The sequence below is a fragment of the Bacillus inaquosorum KCTC 13429 genome, from assembly GCF_000332645.1.
Taxonomy (GTDB): Bacteria; Bacillota; Bacilli; order Bacillales; family Bacillaceae; genus Bacillus; species Bacillus inaquosorum.
The window spans coordinates 586,515-610,101 of the sequence record NZ_AMXN01000001.1; the positions used below are offsets into that span (position 1 = coordinate 586,515).

At 44.3% G+C, this 23,587-nt stretch carries 24 protein-coding genes, 2 pseudogenes and 1 riboswitch; of the genes and pseudogenes, 5 read left to right on the plus strand and 21 right to left on the minus strand.

The annotated features are described in order from the left end of the window. Positions 1-137 precede the first annotated feature (137 nt). Positions 138-998: a putative RNA methyltransferase gene (locus BSI_RS17820; RefSeq protein WP_003236210.1), complete on the minus strand. Its 861-nt coding sequence runs from the start codon at positions 996-998 to the stop codon at positions 138-140. A 390-nt stretch (positions 999-1,388) separates the two neighbouring features. Continuing rightward, a riboswitch (purine riboswitch) is annotated at positions 1,389-1,490 on the plus strand. 127 nt (positions 1,491-1,617) lie between these two features. Between BSI_RS17820 and nupG the strand changes: the two genes are divergently transcribed. After that, entirely contained in the window at positions 1,618-2,811 is a 1,194-nt protein-coding gene (gene nupG / locus BSI_RS17815; RefSeq protein ID WP_003236213.1) for a purine nucleoside transport protein NupG, read from the plus strand. 42 nt (positions 2,812-2,853) lie between these two features. Here nupG and BSI_RS17810 read toward each other — a convergent pair whose 3' ends face one another. The 3 genes from BSI_RS17810 to BSI_RS17800 all read right to left on the minus strand — a co-directional run bounded on the left by BSI_RS17810 (position 2,854) and on the right by BSI_RS17800 (position 6,072). Further along, a complete protein-coding gene (locus BSI_RS17810; protein WP_003236215.1) occupies positions 2,854-3,525 on the minus strand; it encodes a DUF3298 and DUF4163 domain-containing protein in 672 nt (223 codons plus the stop codon). A gap of 146 nt (positions 3,526-3,671) precedes the next feature. Next, a complete protein-coding gene (gene yxiS, locus BSI_RS17805) occupies positions 3,672-3,962 on the minus strand; it encodes a protein YxiS (protein WP_003236216.1) in 291 nt (96 codons plus the stop codon). A gap of 49 nt (positions 3,963-4,011) precedes the next feature. Then, entirely contained in the window at positions 4,012-6,072 is a 2,061-nt protein-coding gene (locus tag BSI_RS17800; protein WP_003236218.1) for a catalase, read from the minus strand. A gap of 202 nt (positions 6,073-6,274) precedes the next feature. On the opposite strand from BSI_RS17800, the gene citH reads away from it, so the two are divergent. After that, the gene (citH, locus tag BSI_RS17795) at positions 6,275-7,555 is read left to right on the plus strand and encodes a citrate transporter CitH (RefSeq protein WP_003236221.1); all 1,281 of its coding nucleotides are present in this window, start codon (positions 6,275-6,277) and stop codon (positions 7,553-7,555) included. Between the two features lie 182 nt (positions 7,556-7,737). On the opposite strand, the gene bglS is transcribed toward citH, so the two are convergent. The 5 genes from bglS to BSI_RS17765 all read right to left on the minus strand — a co-directional run bounded on the left by bglS (position 7,738) and on the right by BSI_RS17765 (position 14,148). Then, complete coding sequence (gene bglS / locus BSI_RS17790) at positions 7,738-8,469, minus strand: beta-glucanase (RefSeq protein ID WP_003236223.1); 732 nt, start codon at positions 8,467-8,469, stop codon at positions 7,738-7,740. Positions 8,470-8,945: 476 nt separating this feature from the next. Further along, positions 8,946-10,370 carry a glycoside hydrolase family 1 protein gene (locus BSI_RS17780; protein ID WP_003236227.1) on the minus strand — a complete coding sequence of 475 codons (1,425 nt, stop codon included), beginning with the start codon at positions 10,368-10,370 and terminating at the stop codon, positions 8,946-8,948. A gap of 20 nt (positions 10,371-10,390) precedes the next feature. After that, positions 10,391-12,223, minus strand: a complete 1,833-nt coding sequence (locus tag BSI_RS17775) for a PTS beta-glucoside transporter subunit IIBCA (RefSeq protein WP_003236229.1) — start codon at positions 12,221-12,223, stop codon at positions 10,391-10,393. A 315-nt stretch (positions 12,224-12,538) separates the two neighbouring features. Beyond that, positions 12,539-13,372 (minus strand): BglG family transcription antiterminator LicT, encoded by an 834-nt coding sequence (gene licT / locus BSI_RS17770; RefSeq protein WP_003236231.1) that lies wholly within the window; start codon positions 13,370-13,372, stop codon positions 12,539-12,541. A 95-nt stretch (positions 13,373-13,467) separates the two neighbouring features. Further along, on the minus strand, positions 13,468-14,148 hold the full coding sequence (locus BSI_RS17765; RefSeq protein ID WP_003236233.1) for a hypothetical protein: 681 nt from the start codon (positions 14,146-14,148) through the stop codon (positions 13,468-13,470). Positions 14,149-14,354: 206 nt separating this feature from the next. Here BSI_RS17765 and BSI_RS17760 point away from each other — a divergent pair, with 206 nt between their 5' ends. Further along, the gene (locus BSI_RS17760) at positions 14,355-15,641 is read left to right on the plus strand and encodes an MFS transporter (protein ID WP_003236235.1); all 1,287 of its coding nucleotides are present in this window, start codon (positions 14,355-14,357) and stop codon (positions 15,639-15,641) included. 18 nt (positions 15,642-15,659) lie between these two features. Here the strand turns inward: BSI_RS17760 and dbpA are convergent, their stop codons facing one another. Next, a complete protein-coding gene (gene dbpA, locus BSI_RS17755) occupies positions 15,660-17,099 on the minus strand; it encodes an ATP-dependent RNA helicase DbpA (RefSeq protein WP_003236237.1) in 1,440 nt (479 codons plus the stop codon). An 81-nt stretch (positions 17,100-17,180) separates the two neighbouring features. Next, positions 17,181-18,329: a rhamnogalacturonan acetylesterase gene (locus BSI_RS17750; protein WP_003236239.1), complete on the minus strand. Its 1,149-nt coding sequence runs from the start codon at positions 18,327-18,329 to the stop codon at positions 17,181-17,183. Positions 18,330-18,493: 164 nt separating this feature from the next. Between BSI_RS17750 and BSI_RS0120765 the strand changes: the two genes are divergently transcribed. After that, on the plus strand, positions 18,494-18,829 hold the full coding sequence (locus tag BSI_RS0120765) for a helix-turn-helix transcriptional regulator (RefSeq protein WP_032731735.1): 336 nt from the start codon (positions 18,494-18,496) through the stop codon (positions 18,827-18,829). A 2-nt stretch (positions 18,830-18,831) separates the two neighbouring features. Further along, complete coding sequence (locus BSI_RS17745) at positions 18,832-19,353, plus strand: DUF2812 domain-containing protein (RefSeq protein WP_003236246.1); 522 nt, start codon at positions 18,832-18,834, stop codon at positions 19,351-19,353. Here the strand turns inward: BSI_RS17745 and BSI_RS23375 are convergent. The 10 genes and pseudogenes from BSI_RS23375 to BSI_RS22925 all read right to left on the minus strand — a co-directional run. Next, positions 19,345-19,575 carry a PIM8 family immunity protein gene (locus BSI_RS23375; protein WP_510787529.1) on the minus strand — a complete coding sequence of 77 codons (231 nt, stop codon included), beginning with the start codon at positions 19,573-19,575 and terminating at the stop codon, positions 19,345-19,347. The genes BSI_RS17745 and BSI_RS23375 overlap by 9 nt on opposite strands. Then, positions 19,567-19,695, minus strand: a pseudogene (locus tag BSI_RS22920) (hypothetical protein); the annotation flags it as partial. The gene BSI_RS23375 and the pseudogene BSI_RS22920, both read right to left, overlap by 9 nt. Before the next feature lie 17 nt (positions 19,696-19,712). Continuing rightward, positions 19,713-20,168 carry a hypothetical protein gene (locus BSI_RS17735; protein ID WP_003236250.1) on the minus strand — a complete coding sequence of 152 codons (456 nt, stop codon included), beginning with the start codon at positions 20,166-20,168 and terminating at the stop codon, positions 19,713-19,715. A gap of 13 nt (positions 20,169-20,181) precedes the next feature. Beyond that, complete coding sequence (locus BSI_RS17730) at positions 20,182-20,478, minus strand: YxiJ family protein (RefSeq protein WP_003236252.1); 297 nt, start codon at positions 20,476-20,478, stop codon at positions 20,182-20,184. Next, positions 20,471-20,800, minus strand: a complete 330-nt coding sequence (locus BSI_RS17725; RefSeq protein WP_003236256.1) for a hypothetical protein — start codon at positions 20,798-20,800, stop codon at positions 20,471-20,473. Before BSI_RS17725 ends, BSI_RS17730 begins: the two co-directional genes overlap by 8 nt. A gap of 25 nt (positions 20,801-20,825) precedes the next feature. Continuing rightward, the gene (locus BSI_RS17720; RefSeq protein WP_003236259.1) at positions 20,826-21,308 is read right to left on the minus strand and encodes a hypothetical protein; all 483 of its coding nucleotides are present in this window, start codon (positions 21,306-21,308) and stop codon (positions 20,826-20,828) included. A gap of 30 nt (positions 21,309-21,338) precedes the next feature. Next, positions 21,339-22,097 carry a hypothetical protein gene (locus BSI_RS17715; protein ID WP_003236262.1) on the minus strand — a complete coding sequence of 253 codons (759 nt, stop codon included), beginning with the start codon at positions 22,095-22,097 and terminating at the stop codon, positions 21,339-21,341. 3 nt (positions 22,098-22,100) lie between these two features. Continuing rightward, positions 22,101-22,604 (minus strand): DUF2716 domain-containing protein, encoded by a 504-nt coding sequence (locus BSI_RS17710; protein WP_080030777.1) that lies wholly within the window; start codon positions 22,602-22,604, stop codon positions 22,101-22,103. 17 nt (positions 22,605-22,621) lie between these two features. Further along, positions 22,622-23,050, minus strand: coding sequence for a YxiH-YxzG fusion protein (locus BSI_RS23380; protein ID WP_502528692.1), 429 nt, complete (start codon positions 23,048-23,050; stop codon positions 22,622-22,624). A 72-nt stretch (positions 23,051-23,122) separates the two neighbouring features. Then, positions 23,123-23,449, minus strand: a pseudogene (locus BSI_RS22925) (DNA-binding protein); the annotation flags it as partial. Between the last annotated feature and the right edge of the window lie 138 nt (positions 23,450-23,587).

Here is a 23,587-nt window from a genome sequence, read left to right on the forward strand (position 1 = left end):
TTTCCACGGACCAGAAAGCGTTTACAAAAACTCCCCGCATCGGCTGTTTCCGTCCCCTTTCCATATGTACGAGAAGCGGGGGCCAACTATTCCGATTAAAAAAGGAAAGCTCCTTTTTTCGGAGCTTTCCTCTGCCATCATTTCATTCCTATTAGGATATCGACATCAACCGTGATATCGGCTGATTTCATCTCTTTCAGCAGTCTGACTCGGTCTTTCTGCGCCGACCAGGCGAGCGGCGTCATCTGGAGCAGCCAATGTATCGCTTGCCGGTTAAGCGTTTTGACATAGCGCAGCCTCGCTTGTTGGCTGCGTTCAACATTCGCTGTAAAACGCTCAACAGCTGCCGTATTGGAATACGTACGCCTTGGTGAATCAGTATATAAAAATTGCCTTAATTCTATTAAATAATCTTTTCGCGGCACTACTTTGATGAGCATGCCGTCATCCTTCAGCAATCTATGAAACTCTGCATAATTGGACGGCGAAAAAATAGACAGGACAACATCAAATTGGCGGTCATGAAAAGGGGCACACGCCACATCGGCAACCGCCCACATTTGATCTTTGAATGTCTTAGAAGCTTTTACAATCCCATCCTTTGAAAGATCGATGCCTGCTCCCATAGCTGTTTTCCCTGCATAATCAAAACCGCAAAGCGCATTCAAATGAGATCCCTCACCGCATCCGCTGTCCAAGATGGTGAAAGCTTCTTCACCAGAGTTGGGGTGACTGATGAGATCTGCAATTGCATGATGGAGCGGTTCAAAAAACCGGCATTCCCCAATCAGCCTGCTCCTCGCCTCAAAAAGCCCGGCATCGTAACCGGTTTTGACCGGCTTCGTCAGGAAGTTCACATATCCGTGCCGAGATCTATCAAATGTATGCCCTCGTTCTGTACAAATCAAGCTTTTTCCTGAAGCCGCATCCATGGAAGAACCGCAGAGCGGGCATCGAAACATGGGTGCGAATTGGCTGACATCAGCTGTTCGTTTCATGATAAAAAACACCTCATTCATTCATTTTTAGATAAATGAAAAAGGCATAGACAAATAAACCTGAGCCTTTTACAAAAATTGGCCAGGTCTGGCAGATTGTCTATACCTGTCATTATCTATAACGAATGAATTGGATAATCATGAAAAAAACTCCCTTTTTTGCTGTATGGGGTTTCCCCATGTACATCATACAACAAACCTCTAGGAGCTGAAACCATATATAGAAGAAAAAACAGCGCTGCAATGCTGTTGCCTCATCAAAATCATATCAACATAGCAATCCAACATGTTTTTCCTTTATTTTCTCAAATTCAAAATATAAATTTTATTATTGTGAAAATAGTTAAAAAGGTTGATTTTCAAAAAGTGAAAGGATAAAATACTGCTATCATCTTAGAAAAAAGACATTCTTGTATATGATCAGTAATATGGTCTGATTGTTTCTACCTAGTAACCGTAAAAAACTAGACTACAAGAAAGTTTGAATAAATTTGAACGAGTTGAAAAGGACAAGTTCTTTTCTGTTTGCTCTTATTTTTCACACTTTCTGCACTTCCAGAATTTGTGAAGGATAAGAGCTTTTTTTGTTTCCATAATAAACCTCATAGGAGTTGCTATCATGTACTTTTTATTAAACCTTGTCGGTCTCATTGTGATTATGGCAGTTGTATTCCTATGTTCTCCACAGAAAAAGAAAATCAAGTGGCGCCCGATCATTACGTTAATTGTTCTGGAATTGCTGATTACTTGGTTTATGCTGGGAACAAAAGTCGGGAGCTGGGCCATCGGTAAAATTGGTGATTTCTTCACTTGGCTGATTGCTTGCGCCAGTGACGGTATCGCGTTTGCCTTCCCGTCTGTCATGGCGAATGAAACAGTAGATTTTTTCTTTAGTGCACTTCTTCCAATTATCTTTATCGTCACATTCTTTGATATTTTAACATATTTCGGCATTTTGCCTTGGCTGATTGATAAAATCGGATGGGTGATTTCAAAGGCTTCCCGCTTGCCGAAATTAGAAAGCTTTTTCTCTATTCAAATGATGTTCTTGGGAAATACGGAAGCACTTGCGGTCATCCGCCAGCAGCTTACGGTATTAAATAACAACCGCCTGCTTACATTCGGCTTAATGAGCATGAGCAGCATCAGCGGCTCCATTATTGGATCTTACCTGTCAATGGTGCCGGCGACATACGTATTTACAGCGATTCCTTTGAACTGCTTAAACGCGCTGATTATCGCAAACCTGCTGAACCCTGTTCACGTGCCGGAAGATGAAGATATCATCTATACACCGCCTAAAGAAGAGAAGAAAGACTTTTTCTCTACGATTTCTAACAGTATGCTTGTCGGCATGAACATGGTTATCGTTATTTTGGCAATGGTGATCGGATATGTTGCATTAACGTCAGCAGTCAATGGCATTCTTGGTGTATTCGTGCACGGCCTGACCATCCAGACGATTTTTGCTTATCTCTTCAGTCCTTTCGCATTCCTGCTTGGGCTGCCGGTACACGATGCGATGTATGTCGCTCAGCTGATGGGAATGAAATTGGCAACGAACGAGTTTGTTGCGATGCTTGACTTGAAAGAAAATCTCAAATCACTTCCGCCTCACACAGTTGCGGTGGCGACGACATTCCTGACGTCATTTGCCAACTTCAGTACAGTCGGCATGATTTATGGTACGTACAACTCGATCCTTGACGGCGAAAAGTCAACGGTCATCGGGAAAAACGTGTGGAAATTGCTCGTCAGCGGAATTGCGGTATCTTTACTAAGTGCTGCGATTGTCGGCCTGTTTGTGTGGTAGAAACATTGAGCCATATCCCTTTTGCGGATATGGCTCTTTTGATTATTGATAAATAGAGGAAGGCACCTGCACATCACGGATTCCGGCTGCATAAGGTCCCAAGTCATACTGGCCGAAGACGATGGCGATCCCGTTTTTCGTAAAGTAAAACGTTGTGTCTTGGTTAAGGATAATATCCTCTTTCTTTACGTCAGGGAAAAACAGCGTGTCATGTTTTTTGATATAGCTGTATAGGTAGTCTTTCGTTTTGCTGATTTTTGTTTTGGTATTCAGAATCTGATTCAGTGTCACCCGCTTTTGTGCTTTCAAGTCATAGTTGAAGGACTGAACAGACGTTAAACCATGGGCGCCGCCTGAATAAATATAATTGAGTGTTTGAATGCTTAGCTTGCCCGCCGCATTGTATTTGACACTGAAGGATGTTTGATATTCCGCTTTGAAGCCCTGCTGTTCGCCTGCTTTTTTGTTTTTCAGGTATTCCTGATACGATTGTTCAATGTAGGCTTTCAGCTCTTGATTGATTTTCTTTTCAAACGCGGCATTTCCGATGTGATGCACCTGTGGATACTTTAATTCCTTGATCTTTTTGTACGTATGGCTGCTGACAGTCGGTGTTTTCTCTTGAGCTGCTTTTGATGATGGGGCCGCATATGCAAATACAGCAAAAAGCAAAACTGCAATCCCCGCGGCTTTCAGCATGTTATTCCATTTCATACGATCTCCTCCTTTAATGTGCATTGCTTATTATTCCCTTTTTTCTGCAAGGTACACTTTTATAGACTGATGGAAGTGAAAAGAAGTTTCTAGGTCTAATAGCTCGATTTTTCTAATAAAAAAAGAGACACAATATGTCTCTTTTTTTATTGTTTACGCTCAGCAATTGCTTCGTGAACCGCTTGTGCCAAATCTGTATTTCCAAACATCTCTAACACCGCAATGACGGTCTGATCCGGAATGTGTTCTGATTCGTGTTTGGGCACGACCAGTTCGTCCATGGTTTTTTTCAAGCTTTCATTCAGCTTTTGCTGCGGATATGCTTTGGCGTACAGCTCCACCGGATCAAGATCATGGTTCACGCACCATTGGGCAAACACCAAAATCATCATATTTTCATCGCGTTCGTAAGCTTCAGCGAGTTGTTTTTCGTTCATTTGTCATGCTCCTTATGAAAAGTATCTTCCTTTAAGATACAGGAGCGGATCAAATTCGTCTATCCCAATGGCGGTGTGCGGCGACGGCCTCGATAAACGCCTTGCTGAAAGCGGTGTAGTCCGCTTCATCTTTCGCAGTCACGATGCCCGGCCCCTCTGTTGTCCTGACAGCTGATTGAAGAAGATCAATTCCTTCGTTCGCTGTACCGATCGCCTTATAGTGGTTGTATGCTTCTCTGATAAACGCCATCGCTTGTTTGTTGCCTTTTAACTCCGGTCCTCCTGCGGCATAGACAGCATCATACAGAACAGAATCAGCCGTCAGGAACGTGCCGCCGGCCTCAAGCTGCTGTCCGGTGCCGCTTGTAATGTACCCCAGCGTTTGGCTGATGATATCCGCTGTGATCCCTTCTTGCTTTAAGGCGCTCAGCACTGTTTGCAGCTCTTTTTCACGGAATCCGTTTCCGGCGAGAACAGCGACTTTTCTCGTTGACGCTGTTTTCACTGTACGGGCTTGGCTTAACGCAGGTGAGGTAAGAATTTCTTTTGATGCTTTCCGTTTCGCCGGCGGCGCCACGCCCACTCCTTTGGCGATTTCTTCTGCTAAGCCTGTATCCACATTGCTGAAGACGTCAACGACTTGCCGCTGCACGTCCTTGCTTTTGACCTTCCCGACCTCAAAGCAGAAGGCAGAGATGATGTGCTGTTTCTCGACAGGAGACATACTGTTCCAGAACAGCTTCGCCTGTGAGTAATAATTGTTGAAGCTGTCGCTCCGCTGGCGGATTTTTTTGCCCTCGACTTTCTCCTGATAGTGGACGTAGCCGCCTTCTTCGGCTGTCGCAGGCGACGGGTCATTGTTTTGCAGAGAGTTTTTATGATAAGCGACCGGCCCCTTATTGATCGTCATCCGGTGATAGCCGTCATATTGATTGTTATGGAACGGACATACCGGCCGGTTAATCGGAATCTCATGGAAGTTCGGGCCGCCAAGACGGATGAGCTGTGTGTCGGTATAAGAGAAAAGCCGTCCCTGCAATAGCGGGTCATTGGTAAAATCGATGCCCGGCACGACATTTCCCGGGTGGAATGCGACTTGTTCCGTTTCCGCAAACACATTATCCTGGTTACGATTCAGCGTCATTTTCCCAATGATCTTCACCGGTACAAGCTCTTCCGGCCACAGCTTTGTCGGATCAAGGATATCAAAATCAAATTGGAATTCATCTTCTTCATCAATCATCTGTACGCCGAGCTCATATTCAACCGTTCCGCCGTTTTCAATCGTTTCCCACAGGTCGCGGCGGTGGAAGTCGGGATCTTTTCCGGCAATTTTCTGCGCTTCATCCCATACGAGAGAATGAACGCCGAGCACCGGCTTCCAGTGGAATTTCACAAAACGCGCCTTTCCTTGTTCATTGACAAATCGGAACGTGTGAACGCCGAAGCCTTCCATCATTCTGTAGCTGCGAGGAATACCTCTGTCAGACATCGTCCACATCACCATGTGAGCCGACTCAGGGTTATTGGCGACAAAATCCCAAAACGTATCATGAGCGGTCGCGGCCTGAGGCATTTCATTGTGAGGTTCAGGCTTAAACGCGTGAACCAAATCCGGAAATTTGATCGCATCCTGAATGAAAAACACCGGGATGTTATTTCCTACAAGATCATAGTTTCCTTCTTCAGTATAAAATTTCATCGCAAAGCCTCTGGCGTCCCGCACTGTGTCTGCGGAGCCTTTAGAACCCGCAACAGTTGAAAACCGGACAAATACAGGTGTCTTCACTGAAGGGTCCTGAAGAAATTTGGCCCGTGTATACTCGGTCATCGGCTCGTAAACCTGAAAAAAGCCATGCACGCCATACCCGCGCGCATGCACAACACGCTCCGGAATCCTCTCATGGTCAAAGTGCGTCATTTTCTCCCGGAAGTGAAAATCCTCCATCAGCGTCGGGCCGCGAACCCCGGCTTTTAACGAGTGCTCATCCTCTGACACTCGCAAACCTTGGTTTGTCGTCATTTTCTTCCCGCCGTTATCGACCCTGTATTGCTCAAGCTGCTCGTCCTTTGAGTGTTCATTTACACGTTTGTTTTGATCATCACTCATGTCTGTTCCCCCTTTTTAAAACGAAACATTCTACAGCACATTTACCCGTGGCAATCTTCATATAAACTGCTAATCCGCTCAATAGGATTTTAGGTCTACATATCAGGATGAGGTCATACACATTTGAAATAAGCCTTCTTCTCAAAAAGAAAACGTGGAAGCGCTTACTAAAAATGTGCTGTTAAATGGGGGAGGTCATATCGTGCTTGCCATACTCGGTTTTGTGATGATGATTGTCTTTATGTACCTTATTATGTCTAACCGGCTTTCCGCTCTTATTGCGTTGATTGTTGTTCCTGTTGTGTTTGCCCTGATCAGCGGATTTGGCAAAGATCTTGGCGAGATGATGATTCAGGGCGTAACAGACCTCGCTCCTACCGGCATCATGCTGTTATTCGCCATCCTTTATTTCGGCATTATGATTGACTCAGGTTTGTTCGATCCTCTCATTGCAAAAATCCTTTCGCTTGTCAAAGGAGATCCGTTAAAAATCGCCGTCGGCACCGCGGTTCTGACGATGACCATTTCGCTGGACGGGGATGGGACAACAACCTATATGATTACCATTGCGGCGATGCTGCCTCTTTACAAACGGCTCGGCATGAACCGTTTGGTATTAGCGGGAATTGCAATGCTCGGTTCTGGGGTCATGAACATTATTCCGTGGGGCGGGCCGACAGCGAGGGTTTTGGCTTCCTTAAAATTGGACACGTCGGAGGTCTTCACGCCGCTGATTCCCGCTATGATCGCCGGCGTTCTCTGGGTGACCGCCGTTGCTTATATCCTCGGAAAGAAAGAGCGAAAGCGGCTAGGCGTCATTTCGATTGAACACGTGCCGTCCTCCGATCCGGATGCAGCGCCGCTCAAGCGTCCCGCTCTCCAATGGTTTAACCTGCTGCTGACTATCGCTCTGATGGCCGCTCTGATCACCAGCCTGCTTCCGATCCCTGTTCTTTTTATGATCGCGTTCGCCATCGCCTTGATGGTAAACTATCCAAATGTCAAAGAGCAGCAGAAACGGATCTCGGCGCATGCGGGAAATGCGTTAAACGTTGTTTCCATGGTGTTTGCGGCAGGTATTTTCACAGGCATTCTCTCCGGCACAAAAATGGTCGATGCGATGGCACATTCTCTCGTTTCACTCATCCCTGATGCCATGGGTCCGCACCTGCCCTTGATCACTGCCATTGTCAGCATGCCATTTACCTTTTTCATGTCGAATGACGCCTTTTACTTCGGTGTCCTTCCCATCATCGCAGAAGCCGCTTCCGCTTACGGAATAGATGCCGCTGAAATCGGAAGGGCCTCCTTGCTGGGCCAGCCGGTGCATCTGCTCAGCCCGCTTGTGCCTTCCACCTATCTATTGGTCGGAATGGCAGGCGTCAGCTTTGGCGACCATCAAAAATTCACCATCAAATGGGCCGTGGGGACAACGATTGTCATGACGATTGCAGCGCTCTTGATTGGGATTATCTCGTTTTAATAAGAAAAGGATTTCCGCTGGCGGAAATCCTTTTGTTCTGTATCATCCGAAAACCTAAGATCAAAATATATATATCACATAGGATATTTTGAGTGAATAGAAGATATTCATGCCAACAACTTCTCACTACAATCATAAGAGCCTGGCTATATTGAGGCAGCAGGCTCTTATCACATTTGACATTATTTTTTTGTATAACGCACCCAGTCGTAATGAGCGTATAGCGGTGTTACACCATTGTAGGAACCGAGCCATTCATCGACACCCGTACCATTCCACAAGTTCATCATAATCTTTCCTGGTGTTGTCGGGATTTGGCTTGTCGCAGTATGTTTTAATTGCCCATCGACATACCATTTAATAGAGTTTGGCTGCCAATCGAACGCATACGTATGATAGGCATTAGCCGCATCAAATCCGAGATCCACTATCTTCTCATGGTTTCCTACACCATTTGTGTAATAGTTAAATTGAACCTTTGTTGTGTCTTTTCCTAAAAATTCAATATCAATCTCATCCCAAGGAGTTCCATCCGTTGGGCCTGTGTATGTGAAGAACGATGAAACGATCCCTGTGTTTTTAGCTGGTTTCATTCTGACTTCATAAAGTCCATAGCCATATGCTTGAACAGACCGGTTTTCCCCGCAGTCAAACTTGTTATAAGATGGACTTGTTAGCGCCAAACGCATTTCACCTAATGACGTCATGGATACGTTATTTGCACGCCAAGTGCAGTTGAACATATTTCCATTTGAATAACCATTTGCTTTTTGCCATAAACCGGAGTTATAGCTGTTAAAAGGGTCAAAAAACGATCCGCCTGTTTGAGCCGAGGCAGTAGAAGTGATTGCAGACAAACTCATAAACAATCCAGTGACAAGAAACAACAACACTCGTTTCATACGATAGGACATGTTGATATTCCCCTTTCTTCGAAAGCGTTTTCTGTATCGATCATACATGATTCTTTTAAAAGGGAACATCGGTCATAATAATGATAATAACGAATCCAAGAATCCTGTAACTATCATTTTTAGATTGATAATTAATTTGGCTTTGCATCTTTGGATTATACTTAGACCCAACTTTAACAAAATGAAGGTGATGAGATGTATCGAATTCAATAAGTAAAGAACATGTTTGGTATTCCTTCTTCAACGCTGCGGTTTTATGAAAAGGAAGGAATTCTTCCGAAAATTAGTCGGATGCAAGCAGTCATAGTCCTGCCTGTTCCAGACAAAATCCATGTGATCCGTGTTCGATCTGACGAAGGCCGAAGAAAAAATGTCGTCAGGGTTATTCGTCAAGAACAGATGAAGGATCAAATAGTTGGTCTTCGGAATTATACATGGAAGACATTTATGAATCGATGTTCATAATTTTTATATTTTTAACTCCCCTTCAACACTTCACCGTTTGAAGCAATCACCTCTTTATACCAATAAAAGCTTTTCTTGCGGATTCGGCGCAGATCCTTCAGATCAAATTCATCACGGTTGACGTAAATGAAGCCGTAGCGTTTCGAGCAGCCCTGATGCGTAGAAATCAAGTCAATGGCTGACCATGGAGAGTAGCCGAACACATCGACACCGTCTGTGATGGCCCATTGAATTTGTTCGATATGCTGTTTTAAATAATCAATGCGGTAATCATCATTGACCGTATCATTTTCTTCTAATTGATCGAAAGCGCCAAGCCCGTTTTCTGTGATGATCAATGGCAGCTGGTAACGGTCATAGATTTCTCTCAGCGTGGAGCGGAAACCGACCGGGTCAATCTCCCAGCCAAAGTCATTTTTCTTCAAATGCGGGTTGCTGCTGCCGCGGTAGACACCGTCTTCACCCGTTTTCAAATGCTGGTCTCCTCCGCGTGCCACTTCATCCGACCCGTCGCCTTTGCTCGCTGCCGCTGTTTGAGAGGTATAGTAGTTAAAGGCGATAAAATCAGGTTTCGCAGATTGCAGAATCTCCATGTCACCATTTTCAATGACTGGCGTATAGCCTTTTTCTTTCATATAAGCCCACGCCGTCGTATTGTAGCGCCCATGAACTGCCATGTCTAAATAGAGCCAGTTCCGAATCGCATTATAGTTGAAAGCCGCCACAATATCCTCCGGTTTTGAAGACGCTGGGTAGATGAGCGCGATATTCGGAGCAGGGCCGATTTTGGCTTCCGGCAGCATGTCGTGGCAGAGGTTCATGGCTTTTGCCTGCGCCACCAGCATGTGATGGTTTTGCTGATACAGCTCTTTTTTCGGGTTTTTGAGATTCGGATCAAGTGTGCCTAAAGCGCTGCCATGAAGGATCATCATGTTTTGTTCGTTGATGGTCAGCCAGTACTTCACACGGTCACCGAAGTGCTCAAACAACACCTTGGAATACCGTTCAAACGCATCAATTGTGGCTCTTTGCGACCAGCCGCCTTTTTTCTGCAGGGCATTCGGCAGATCAAAGTGATACATCGTAACAATCGGTTCGATCTTATATTTGAGCAGCTCATCAATCAGGTTGCTGTAAAATTCAATTCCCTTTTGATTGATGTCTCCGTCACCGTCAGGAATAATCCGCGTCCATGCAATGGAAAAACGGTATGCTTTAAAGCCCATTTCAGCAAACAGCGCAACGTCTTCTTTATAACGATGGTAATGGTCGCTGGCGACTTTAAAATCAGTTGTTCCCTCAGGATAGCTGTCGCGTGCGTCAATCACTGACGGCCCTTTTCCATCTTCGTTCCACGCGCCTTCCACTTGATAGGCAGAAGTTGATGCTCCCCACAAAAAATTCTCCGGAAATGCTGCAAGTGTTTTATAGTTCATTGTCTGTTCCTCCAATGGTTTTAGATTAAAGAAAAGATTCTTTCTTCTATTTTGACTTGCTTTTGATCTGTTTGAATGACGTCGGTATATTGATCTGCGTTTGTGATGACGATCGGCGTGTTCATATCAAATCCCGCCTTTAGTAAGTCATCAAGGTCAAATTCAGCAAGCAAGTCTCCTTGTTTGACGGTTTGTCCCTGTACGACCTTAGGATAAAAGTGCTTACCCTCCAGCTTCACCGTATCAAATCCGAGGTGAATGAGGATTTCTGTTTCCTGATCAGTCACCATTCCAAATGCATGGCCAGTCGGAAAAACGGTTGATATCACGCCATCCGCTGGTGCGACGAGTCTGCCTTTCTCCGGCAAAATCGCTATTCCCTTTCCGAGTGTCTCAGACGCAAACACTTTATCCTTCACTTCTGTTAGCGGAATCACTTTTCCTTCTAACGGACTGCTGATCTCTTCCCGGCGGACTGCGGGTGCAGATGGCTCTGCTTTGATATCTGTTTGTTCTGCAGGATCTTCAAACCCAACAATATACGTTAGGATGATTGATAGAATAAAAGATACCGAGATTCCCAAGATAAAACCGGCAAAGCCCTGTCCGTAGAAAATCGGGATCGTCAATAGACCGGGTGCGCCTGAAGCGATGGCGACGCTGTGAGCCTGCCCGATAATCGCCCCGCCAACGGCCGCACTAATGACACCGCATACAAAAGGTTTTTTCAGCCTGAGCGTGACGCCGTAAACGGCCGGTTCTGTAATGCCAAAAATCCCTGTGACAGCAGCGGAACCGGCAAGCGCCTTTAATTTTTTGTTTTTCGTTTTCAACATGACACCCACAGCAGCTCCCGTTTGTGCAAACACGGCTGCCGCTGTAGCCGGTTTGATCGAATCCTGTCCATTGACCGCAATATTATTTAAAATGACCGGCACAATCCCCCAGTGGATGCCAAAGATGACGAGAATCTGCCAGAGTGCCGCGATGACAGCGCCGGCCAGCATCGGATTAAAGCTGAAGATGGCCAGAATGGCAGACGCGATGGCATTTCCTGCGTTTACACCAACCGGGCCGAATACAATTAATGTGAGCGGTACAATGGTTACAAGACAAACGAGCGGGGTAATGAAGGTTTTCACACTATCATGAATCACCCGGTTCAAATACTTCTCAACATAGCTCATCACAAAAATCGCCAGAATGATCGGGATCACAGTTGATGTATAGTTCATTAACACGACTGGAATCCCGAAAAAGTCCGTTTCCGCATTGCCGTTCTTCAGCTCAATGATCGTTGGATAGATAAGCGCCCCGGCAACTGTGACAGAAACAAATAGATTCGCGCCAAACTTTCGGGCAGCGGTAATAGCCAGCAAGAGCGGAAGAAAATAAAACAGGCTGTCCGCAGCGGCATACAGTATCGTATAAGTGGTTTCCTCTGGTTTGAGCCAGCCGGCATTTGTACATATCATCAGCAGGCCCTTTAAAATTCCCGCTCCTGCCATCACGCCAAGTAAGGGTGTAAAAATGCTCGATACGATATCAACAAGCCGTCCGAACAGATTTCCTTTCTGGGCAGAACGTTCAGCTCGGTCATCATTCAGCAGATGAGACATTCTTCCAATCTCTTGATACACCTCTGAAACGTGATTGCCGATCACGACCTGAAACTGCCCGCCGCTTTCCACTACAGTTACGACTTCATCCAAAGCTTCGATTTTATCTTTATCTGCTTTCGATCGGTCGTTTAGTGTAAAACGCAGGCGTGTCGCACAATGTACAAGGGAACGCACATTTTCTTCCCCGCCAACCAGCTGTAGTATATTTTTTGCCGCTGCTTGAATCCCCATTTTCCTCTCATCCCTTCTGCTAAAAAATAAAAAACCTAAACTACCCCTATCGCAATAGGAACAAGTAGTTTAGGTTTTGCCTGCCTGACCAGTAACAATCCTATGAAACGCCCTCATTCGGTTTTTTCTGTAAAACGCCGTCATCACCATCCCTCTGAAAAAAATAAAAACCTAAATTACCATCAGCACAGACAGAGATCATCCGCACTCATTGTAATTTAGGTTTTGCCTGCTTATCAGTAACAATCCTAATATCACCGTATGTTGAATGTAAGAAAAAATTAACACAAGAAAATAAAAATGTCAACGCTTTCATTATGTTTGCTTGACGATCCTTTCTATGTGAATCGTTAAATACAGCAGCTCGTCACTGGTGAGCTTGTGTTCATACTCCTGCTCAATGTAGGTTTGGATTTTCTTCGTGCATTCATACGCGCGATGGTACTTTTCTTTCACCGTCTCCAGCAAAAAATCGTCCTGGCTTTCCATGTGTGTGCCGTTAAAAAGACGCTGCGCGAAAAACTTTAAGTGGGTGACAAACCGATAATAGTGAAGCGATTCTTCGTTGAATTCAATCTTAAAATGGTATTTTACGATACTCAAAATCTCTTGCATGACTTTTGTAATGTTGATGATATTGGGCATCTCTTCATTCAGCTCGGCATTTACGATATGCAGGGCAATAAAGCCTGCTTCATCCTCCGGCAGAGACACGCCAGTCTTGTTTTTTACCATTTCCAGTGCTTCTTTGCCGATCGCAAATTCGTCTTTGTACAGCCGCTTTGTTTCCCACAGCAAGGCGTTTTTGATATCAAGCCCTTTCTGATTGCGCTGGATAGCAAAGTTAATATGATCGGTCAGCGACACATAGATGCTGTCATTGAGCTTTTTGCCGAGCCGGAGTTTCGCATAGCTGATAATCTCTTCGGATACTTCCATACACTCGATCGGTATATCATACAAAAGGGTTTTGAATTTTTCTGATACGTCCTTGTTATCGAGCGTAAACACCTTCTCAATGCGGGCTTCATCGACATCATCGCCGGACTTTTTCTGGAATGCGAGCCCCCTGCCCATGATGACCAATTCTTTTCCCTGTTCATTGACCACGCTGATCACGTTATTGTTGATCACCTTCGCAATTTTCATGACATGTCCCTCCAATCAACTAAGAACAGACTACACCTTGATTGTACATTCTTTTTGTACTAGGTCAATATCATCAGGGAAAGAGCGGGAGCAGTTCAATATAATTCACTTAGCACCGGCTGCCCGGGCTGTTTTTGAAGCAGCGCCTCCAGATAGCGTTCAAATGATTCTTTGTCAGCTCCCTGCTTCTTAACAATGCTGTTCATGATGTTGACGCTTTCGGCGCTGTATTGCGTATATTGTTTTTTCAGCTGATCCAGCTGCTGTCTTGTCTTCTTCGCGTTTTTCGGTGTGACTTGGCTGATGAGTTTGATCATATTGTCTGTGATCTCAAAAAAGGCGTCTCTATTTTCTTTTAGCTGTTGAATGTCGTTGCGGCTCTTTTCTTGATTGCGGGTTTTTTGAAGCAAAGCGAATGCCTCGCTGTTTTGTTTTTTGAGCGGTTTGTTTTCGAGTTGAATTGATTCAAGGTTCTCCTTCGCAATGTCTGCTTCTTCTTCAGTCATGCTGCTTCGGATGAAGTATTCAGGATTGCCGATTCCATAATCAAATGCTTCGCTTACGTGTATCATGGAACTGAATACAACGGCCAGCTGCCTATCGCTCGGGAGGGCTTGGAATTCCTGCTTTTTCTTATTGCTCATCGGTTTGGCTGCGGTTTGTTTTACCATCTTTTGATCACGATCTGCAAACGTCTGAGCCTCACCTTCACTTTCGCATGCGCTCATCGCAAGAACTGTGACCAGCAGGCTTATACACAAGCCTATTCGCCTCATGCTTTGTCTCCTCTCTACTGAACCTCTTCTGGAAAATACGACAAAATATAGTTAAATGGTACCAGATAAACCTACGCCGAACAATAAATCAAAAGTATGATTTGAAGGGCAAAAACATAAACATTTTGTAAAAAATAACGCCAATTCCATTCTTTTCAGGCCTATTTCTCGTACAATAGAAGTATCGTTACCGGAGAGGGGCTCTGATGATGAAACGTTTTACGAAACAAGAAAACAGCTGGGTTTTATATGACTGGGCAAATTCTGCTTATTCGATTGTGGTGACCACTGCGGTGTTTCCGTTATTTTATAAATCAGCGGTTGCGGAAAGCGGTGTCAGCGCTGCCCAATCGACTGCCTATTTGGGCTATACCATTGCGATTTCAACGTTTATTCTCGCCATGCTCGGGCCGATTTTAGGCACGATCGCCGACTATGAAGGGTGCAAAAAAAAGTTCTTCGGTTTCTTTGTGTCAGCCGGTGTCGCCAGTACCGCGATGCTTGCCTTTATCCCGAGTGAACATTGGCTGCTATTGTTGCTGTTTTATACGATATCGGCTATCGGTTTTTCCGGCGCCAACGTGTTTTATGATGCCTTTCTCGTTGACGTCACTTCAGAAAAACGGATGAATCTCGTCTCTGCACGGGGTTTTGGCTTAGGATACATTGGAAGCACGATTCCATTTATCATCAGCATTGCTGTCATCCTGCTTGCACAAGCAAAGACGATTCCGATGTCCGTATCTGCTGCAAGCCAATTGTCCTTTTTCATAACGGCTGCCTGGTGGGGGCTGTTTACCATCCCGATGCTGAAGCATGTCCATCAGCGCTATTACATCAAAAGAGAACCTCATATCGTCATCAACAGCTTTAAGCGGCTCGGCCAAACGATGAAGCGGATTAAGCAGTACCGGGCGCTGTTCCTCTTTTTGCTTGCTTATTTCTTTTATATCGACGGAGTCGGCACCATTATTACGATGTCGACATCCTATGGATCTGATTTAGGGATCAGCCCCACAAGCCTCCTGATCATCCTGTTTGTCACCCAGGTCGTCGCCGCGCCGTTCTCGATTGTATACGGAAAACTGGCAGAACGCTTCACGGGGAAGACAATGCTGTACGTCGGGATCGTCATTTATATGATCGTCTGCGTGTATGCCTATTTTATGGAGACAACGCTTGATTTCTGGATACTGGCTATACTTGTCGCCACCTCGCAAGGCGGTATTCAAGCCCTAAGCCGTTCCTATTTCGCCAAGCTTGTGCCAAAGCGCCACGCTAATGAATTCTTCGGTTTTTACAACATTTTCGGAAAATTCGCCTCAATTATGGGGCCTCTGCTCATTGCCGTTACCGCCCAGCTGACCGGGAAATCCTCGACTGCGGTGTTCAGTCTGATCATTTTGTTTGTAATTGGTATTGTGATTCTTGCCTTTGTTCCGGAGGAGACCAGCGCCGATGTCAGCCAGCAGCAAAATGACCTGCCCCTTTAACTGGGAGCAGGTCATTCATCATTTATTCGCTTTATTCACCTTGAGCTTTTTCCCTTTGACAGTTGTGTTCTTCATCGCTTTGAGAACATGAGGGCCTTTTCCGTTTAAAATCTCCACGTAAGAGGCGTTATCCATGATCGTGATAATGCCGATATCATCAGCTGACACACCATCAATTTTGGCAATCGTTCCTACAAAATCAACGGCTCTGATTTTCTTCTTCTTTCCGCCGTTAAAATACAGCTTCATAATGTCTTTATTCAGCTCTTCGCTTTTGTCCTTTTTGGTTTCCGGCCGGTCATTCAATTTAGCTAGAAAATCAGGTTTCTTCTTTGCCACTTCCTCTTGAGAAGGGGCTTCTATTTTTTGGATTTCAAATCCGATATATTCTTCAATGTCGGCTAAAAACCGTTTTTCGAAGGCCGTGACAAACGAAATGGCCTTTCCTTTGTTTCCTGCACGCCCCGTCCGGCCCGTGCGGTGGACGTAGCTTTCCTTTTCAAGCGGCAGATCATAGTTGATGACAAGGGAGATATTTTCAATATCAATCCCGCGCGCGGCGACATCTGTCGCGACTAGGTACCGATACTCGCCCCGTTTAAATTCATTCATGACGTCGAACCGGTCTTCCTGAATCATTCCGCCGTGAATTTTGTCGCATGGATATCCTAAGTCATCCAATCCATCGGTCAGCTGATTGACATGATCTTTCGTCCGGCAGAAAATGATGCAGCTGTCAGGATTCTCCGTCATCAGCACATCTTTCAGCAAAGCAAACTTATTCTCTTCTCTTACTTGAATCACCGCATGTTCAATATTCCTGGTGGTAAGACCGGCCGCTTTGATTTCGATATGCTCCGGGTTTTGCATGTATTGACGGCTTAATTTCTCAATATCCTCCGGCAGCGTCGCCGAAAACAGCATCGTCGTGCGCTCAGTCGGCAGATGCTTGATAATCGCCTCCACCTGCTCGATGAAGCCCATATTCAGCATCTCATCCGCTTCATCAATGACCAAATAAGAGAGACGATCCAACGGCAGCGTTCCTTTTTCGATATGATCCAGAACACGGCCCGGCGTACCAACAACAATGTGGCTTTTTTGTTTAAGCTCAGCTTTTTGTTTATCAAAGGAGGATTTTCCAAATACGGCTGTCGCTTTGATCCGTTTAAATCGTCCGATGTTCGTGATATCCTCTTGTACTTGCACCGCAAGCTCACGGGTCGGAGTTAAAATAAGCGCCTGCGGCTTGTTTTCATCCCAATCCGCCAGCTCACAGAGAGGAATCCCGAACGAAGCCGTTTTCCCGCTTCCCGTCTGTGATTTGACGACAAGATCTTTTCGTTCAAGGGCAGCGGGGATCACGCTCTGCTGCACCTTGGTCGGTTCTGTATATCCCAGTCCTTCTAATGCTCGTAAAATGTCATGACTGATTTGATAGTTTTTAAAATGACTCATGTATAAACTCCTGTCTCTTGCAGATGTTCTCATTATACTCTAATTGACGAGAGCGTATGTGTTTTGTCGAAAAATGACGTGTTAAAAACCATTGATTCCCTGGCGTTTTAGCTCCTGAACAGCTAATCTCGCCAGTGCGTCAGCCCCCGCGCGGTTCGGATGCAGCGTATCTCCATCCATATAAAGCCCGAGTGTTTTTTCCGGACCGATTGATGTAAAGTACGCCGAGCTGAGGACATTCAAGTCAATGAGGTACGTTTTTTCCTCTTCGGCTAAAGCCAAAATAGAAGCCCTGTACCATCGGTTTACAGACGTATGGATGCCTTCAGAAGTAAAATCTGTCGCCCGGCCCTGAGGTGTTGATAGGATGACTTTCGCACCCTTTGCTTTCACCTGACGGATCATATCACGCATAATCTCCTTAAATTCCGCTTCAGATTCATTATGCTTCGGATTTGTGTCATTAATGCCCAGCTGCAAGATAAAATAATCACCCGGTTTGATGTACTTCAAGATCGCCTCGAGCTGACCGTCATTTCGAAACCCTCTCGCGATCTGCCCGCCAGACGCCATGTTTCTCACTTGAAAGGTGTGTTTGTCGATATAGTGAGGCAGCATCTGCCCCCAGCCCGCCTGCTTGCTGCTGTTGAGCGGATAATAATTGCACACTGTCGAATCGCCGCCGACATAAATGGTTCGATTCGTCACCGGCTGATCAGACAATTTCTTGATTTTCAAGGCGCTGAGCGTAAAAGCTGTGCCTGCCTTCCCCTCTGTCACCAGCAGATTCAGCTGCCCGTCGGTGACAGGAATTTGGAACGTATCCTCCGCACCGTCACCCGTCATATTGATGACCTGAAACACACCCTCCGCCGCCACACTGGCCCTTGCTGTATTGCCAAGCGTCACCTTCACCTCGTAAAGACCATTCGGAAGATCCACATTAAACGTATTGCCGCTTTTCGTCCCATACGTCAAAAATTGGACCGCATCACTCTTCACATCAGTCCCGGACGCCGCCACATCCTTCATATTCTCCGGTGTCTGAAAACCGTAGCCCTTTGACGGATCATACCGGTCAGACGCCCTGACACCAATGTAACCAGGCTCAACCGAACCGCTTCCAAAGTCAAACTGATACACCTTCGGCTCCGCAGCTTTCATACTCTCAATCCCGCCAAAACCTAGCATCAACATCATCACAAAACCCGCCGCTATCCATTTTTTCATCAAGAAACCCCCTCTATGAAAACGCATACATTAATGCATACTCGGTGATTGTTTCTTTATGATGACTGATTGCAGAAAAAAATTGCGTTGACAAACGAAAAGGAAGATTTTATTATATCAATAAGTGATATATCATTTATTGATACAAGAAATGAGGTGACCACTTGCCAAAGCAACGTCCGCAGGAAATGGATCAGCTTACCGATCCAGCCTATTATATTGTCTTAACATTGCTGGAACCAAAGCACGGATATTCGATCATGCAGGAGATTCAGGACATGACCAATGACTCCTTCACGATCGGCCCAGCTACCTTATATACATTGTTAAAGAAGCTACTGCAAGAAGAAATCATTGAGCTTGTCAACAATGACAACCCGCGCCGCAAAGTGTACCAAACCACCTTGCACGGCCAAGAATTACTCAAAAAAGAAATTCAGCGCAGAAAAGTGATGGCTGAACACGGAGAACGCGCTTTTCAACAATTGAAAGGGGATTAGTCATGAAACAGAATAAATATATGATGTCCGAAGGATTTGCCTTTTCAGAAGAAAAGGATATGAAGAGACTAAGTGATATGGCCAGCAAAGGATGGTTGCTCGATTCATTTGCGTTTATGGGGTATAAACTTAAAAAAGCTGAACCGCGGAAGTTGATCTACAGCATTGACTATCATGATGTTGAGAAAGAAAGCTTAGAGGAATACACCGAGATGTTTGAAGCGGCCGGATGGGAACATGTCTGCTCTTCCCATGGGATGCATATCTTTTCAGCTGAGCCTGGGACCTCGCCGATATACAGTGATCAATCCACCATGAGAGAGAAATATAAAAGAAGCGAAAAAGCCGTTCGAAACGTCGCATGCACCTTGAGTTTCCTGACTCTTTTGTCAATCACACTCCATTATGTAACCGGATTATCAAATTGGGTGCCTTTGGCTTTCCTGATCGTGACTTTTCCGTTTCTCGTTACATATGCTGCAGCAAAAAGCAGGACGCTTGGAAAGTGGGGAAAATCAGTGTGACTTCTTGTCACACTTGATTACATCCCATCCGCCACAATAGAAACTCATTTGGTCTTCTTGATCATACACATAATAACGGAGTCTTTCCCATTGATCATCAGTCGGTAAAATCTCCAATTCAACCCCATCGATGGATTCAAGATCATCCAGCTTCGATGCACTGATGTCTTCAAACCGCAAATGAATGTCACAGGTTTGAGCAGATAGTTTTAATTCAAACACAGGAATATGAATATAACGATCATCTTCTTTCATATAGAAAGTAAACTCGTTTAATGTAAATGGACCTGTATCTACATCAGAAAGATGCTGTTTCATTTTCTCGTATTGTGTGATATTCATATGGATTCCTCCTCCTTTTATGTTTCATCGCCAACGATATAGATCTCCTCAGCATCGTATTCAAACCACATGATCCGTTCACCTGAGTCCGTTAGGCATTGGAGTTTGCCTTCGGAAAAATAGCTTTTATCCGGTTGAGGATCAGTGATCAGTAAAACATCATCATTGATAGAAGCTAACAGAAAGAGAAAACCTGCAATGTCCCGGTCTGCTTCATGTAATACGCACTGGAAATGGTATTCCCTTTTCGTGAGATTCGTCACCTTGTAAGCATGGCCTTTGAAAAACTCTGACAGGTCTTCTATAAATGAACCAGCTGTTATCACCTGTATCATGATTCGCTCATAGGCAAGCCCCTGCCAAAAACGATAAAAAGACTCAGCATCTTCAAGTTCGCATGATGTAACGGTTTGGTCAGTCTTAAGATCGATCATGTCCAAATTACAGATACTGCTTATAGAGGTTATTTCCATAAAATCCTCCTTATTAGTTGGACAGCGCAACGCAAATCTCTTGTCTGACTTGGTCATACAAGAGAATGTAATGATACAAATCAGTATCGTTTTTGATCATATCCGGCTGTATTTCAGGATACAGTTCAAAAAAGCTTTTCTCCAACGAACGCCGCTGATGCCGGGGCATCCTTTTATTTGCCAGCACATAATCCAAACTGCCATCAACAAGCATAAAAAACTCATACACTTCCGCTTCAAAGCCGTACAATTCATCAGGATACGGCTTTTCTTCAAGCTCTTGCTTTCTCTTTCTCAGCTTTTCAAACATGCGGTCCGCTCCCTTCCGTCACCTCATATCGCCGGCAATAAAAGCGGAACGTCTCCTCTTCCCATTCTTCCACAAGGTAGATGCCTTGCGGCTGCGGTTTAATACGGAGAAAGACATCAGACATGTCCTTTAGGGTTTCCAAATCTCGTATCGTAACGGCTGAAACGTCTTTGAATGTAAAAATAATTGAACGGAAATGATAAACAGCTGCTAACTCAATCGTATAATTGGCGTCTCTATCTGTTTCTCGATAAAGACGCCATTTCTTGATATGCTGTAACAAAATTGGAGAAACTCCAGAAATATTCAATTCAGTTGCCAATTTTGATTCCTCCGTTGACGCTTTCCTATACTCCATACTCACAGTAAGGCTTCAAATCAGGGAATGCAGCCTTTAACATCCTTTCTATTCCTTCTTCATTAACGGTAAAAATAAGATCTGATGAATCAAAAAAACCGACTTCAAAAACACACTCTTTCACAGGGGAGCTATAGTCATCTTCATAAAAGTCAGCATTCCCATCAACAAACGGAACTCGTGTTAAATCGTACGGTATCGTCTCTTTAGGCACAGCAGTTAAAATAGAAAATATCACATAAATCTCAAATTCATTTAATATACGATGAAATTCCTCACCTGTGATAAAAAGATAGTCTTCACGCTCGCCAATGATATCGTTCCAATGATTCTTATCCTCGGATAAATCCATCATATTCAAAATATCGCCAATGACCCAATTATACTCAGTGATAGGGAGAGGGAATTGTTTGAAAAAATCATTTAAAAGAAAAAGATCAGAATCAGCATATTCCAGACAATATCTGCTCATATGTACCTCTTCCCCAATAAAAGTCCCTTTTTACAACTCATACTTGATCAATTCCTCCATCGAGGTTCCCTTGAAATATTGATTTAGGACATCCTCAATACTCAAATGACCAAATAGCCCAATTGGATTGCTAAAGGTCTTCCCCTGTTTTTTGTCAACTTCTATTAAATCACTCTCTGCCGCTAATGAATCGTCTTGGCTAATGAGATACTTTCCATCCTCATACATGACAAACGTTATAGCAGAATGATCAAATTTCTTCATCAGATCTATCGGCACCTTGGAAACAACCTTCCAGTTCCCCTGAAGAAAGCCTGTATATCCTGTATTCGCAATAAAAAGGGCTCTTTGCTTTTCTGCCATCATGAGAAAAATGTCATCTTTACTCAAGTGATCCTCTGTAAAAATATCAAAATACTGAATGAGAACATCATCATTTTTATCTGCTGCCAAATCTCCTTTTACCACTAATGCATATGTAAACTGATTGATTTGCTGTAAAGGGATTTGAATGACAGCACCCGGCCTAACCTCGCTTAAAGTATTCCTCTTTTTCAACTTTATGTTGATATCAGTAAGTTGTTTTCCCTCTAATTCTTTAAAAAATGAATCACCGTCAGATTCTAATACCTGAAGAAAAGTATAAACAAATTCGTTTAGGGTGGGCTTGCGATCTAGTTGTTCAAGGTAAACAGCATGAAAAGCTTCAATGGCGTCGTGGCAAATATCTAAACCATCATCACTTACTAATACCTTTTTATTCTTATGTTTCTCTTTCCAAAAACCCATGCTTCACCTCCGTTTACTTGTACTAATATGAAACAGGATAGGCGGATCATTATCTACCGCCTCCAACAGCTCCTCACCAAATACAGTGATTGTACATTTCCACGGGTCTCCCAAAAGCCCCCAAGAAAAGTCCTGATGAAAAAAGAAATAATAGTCTCCGTTTGGAAATACCGGAACAGGCCATTCGCCAAATTCATCCTTAGGCATTGTCTGATGAGGGCTAAAGATATATCCGTCATGCTGCCAATCGAATGCGTATATTACATCCTGCTCTCCAGTACATGATTGAAATGCTTTTAAAATAGAAGTCTCTAAATCACTCAGCACTCTGCTCACATCATTATGACCAGCTTTACTGCTCATCCCGCTTGAGATATCAAACACTCGATATGGATCAGGCGGGATGATGTGATGAAATCTGCTTCCGGGCTTCCACTTTATGAGTTGGTTCACTTCTGACCAGATGCGGTCTTGTTTTGTCTGACTTAAAGCGTGCCAATTCATCATGATCTCATCCCTACACCTTATTGGATATCCTGCTTATAAACACCAGAAGAGGTCACTGCGTAAACAGCGTTACTTGTCAGGTTCAGCTGTTGAACGTCTAGGGCTTCACCGTTCGAGTCACAGCATTTCACCTCTTGCATCGGCAGACTGACATCAGCCGGAATGAGGGACAGTGAATGTTCATCTTTGCATATCCAAAACCCGTCATCTGAAATCGCAAGCTGTTCATAGACCCCTGAACTCTCTTTATCAGAAATAATCCACACTCGTTTCACGCCCGTCTCATCAAAGGCAGTAATGACTGTATAAGAGTAATACAGCATGTATATCAGTCCGTTTTTTTCTGCAAGTGCATAGCAGTCATCTACCACTGGCGCATATATTTCTGAAAGCTGTTGATCAATGTGAGTTTCCTTTAGTTGTCCGTCTAAAGTGAAGCACAGCACACTTTGTCCATTGGAGTTTTCATCACCATAAATGCCTTCATCACTTAATCCGACCCAAAGGTTTTGTTTCTCATCCAAAAGGCAGCAGGAAACCCCTGAAGGCAAACGAAAAGCACTTTTCACTCTTCCCTCTTCTGAAAAAACCTTTACTTTCGGCTCATACGATTCGTAATAAACGAAGACATAGCCATTTCGACATTGTTGAAAGAGCTGAATATCGCTGCATGTAATCTGCTCTTTCACTTTAAAATCCCGAACATCACCAGAAGGATAATAAATTGAAATGGTAATATCACCTTTCTCACCTTTTCCAATGTAGACACGTCCCTGTGCATCGGCATGGATAAAACAATCTTGGGTGTCCATGTTGATGATTTTATTCATTTTTAATTTTTTCATTTGTTATGCTCCCAGGTTAGAAATGAAGTGATAAGAATAAGCCATTTATTAGCTATTAGTAACGGACAGCCTAGTTTCATTAATCGTTTTGATATAAAGCTACTTTCCAATTCAGTCTTAAATCGCGATGACGTTGTC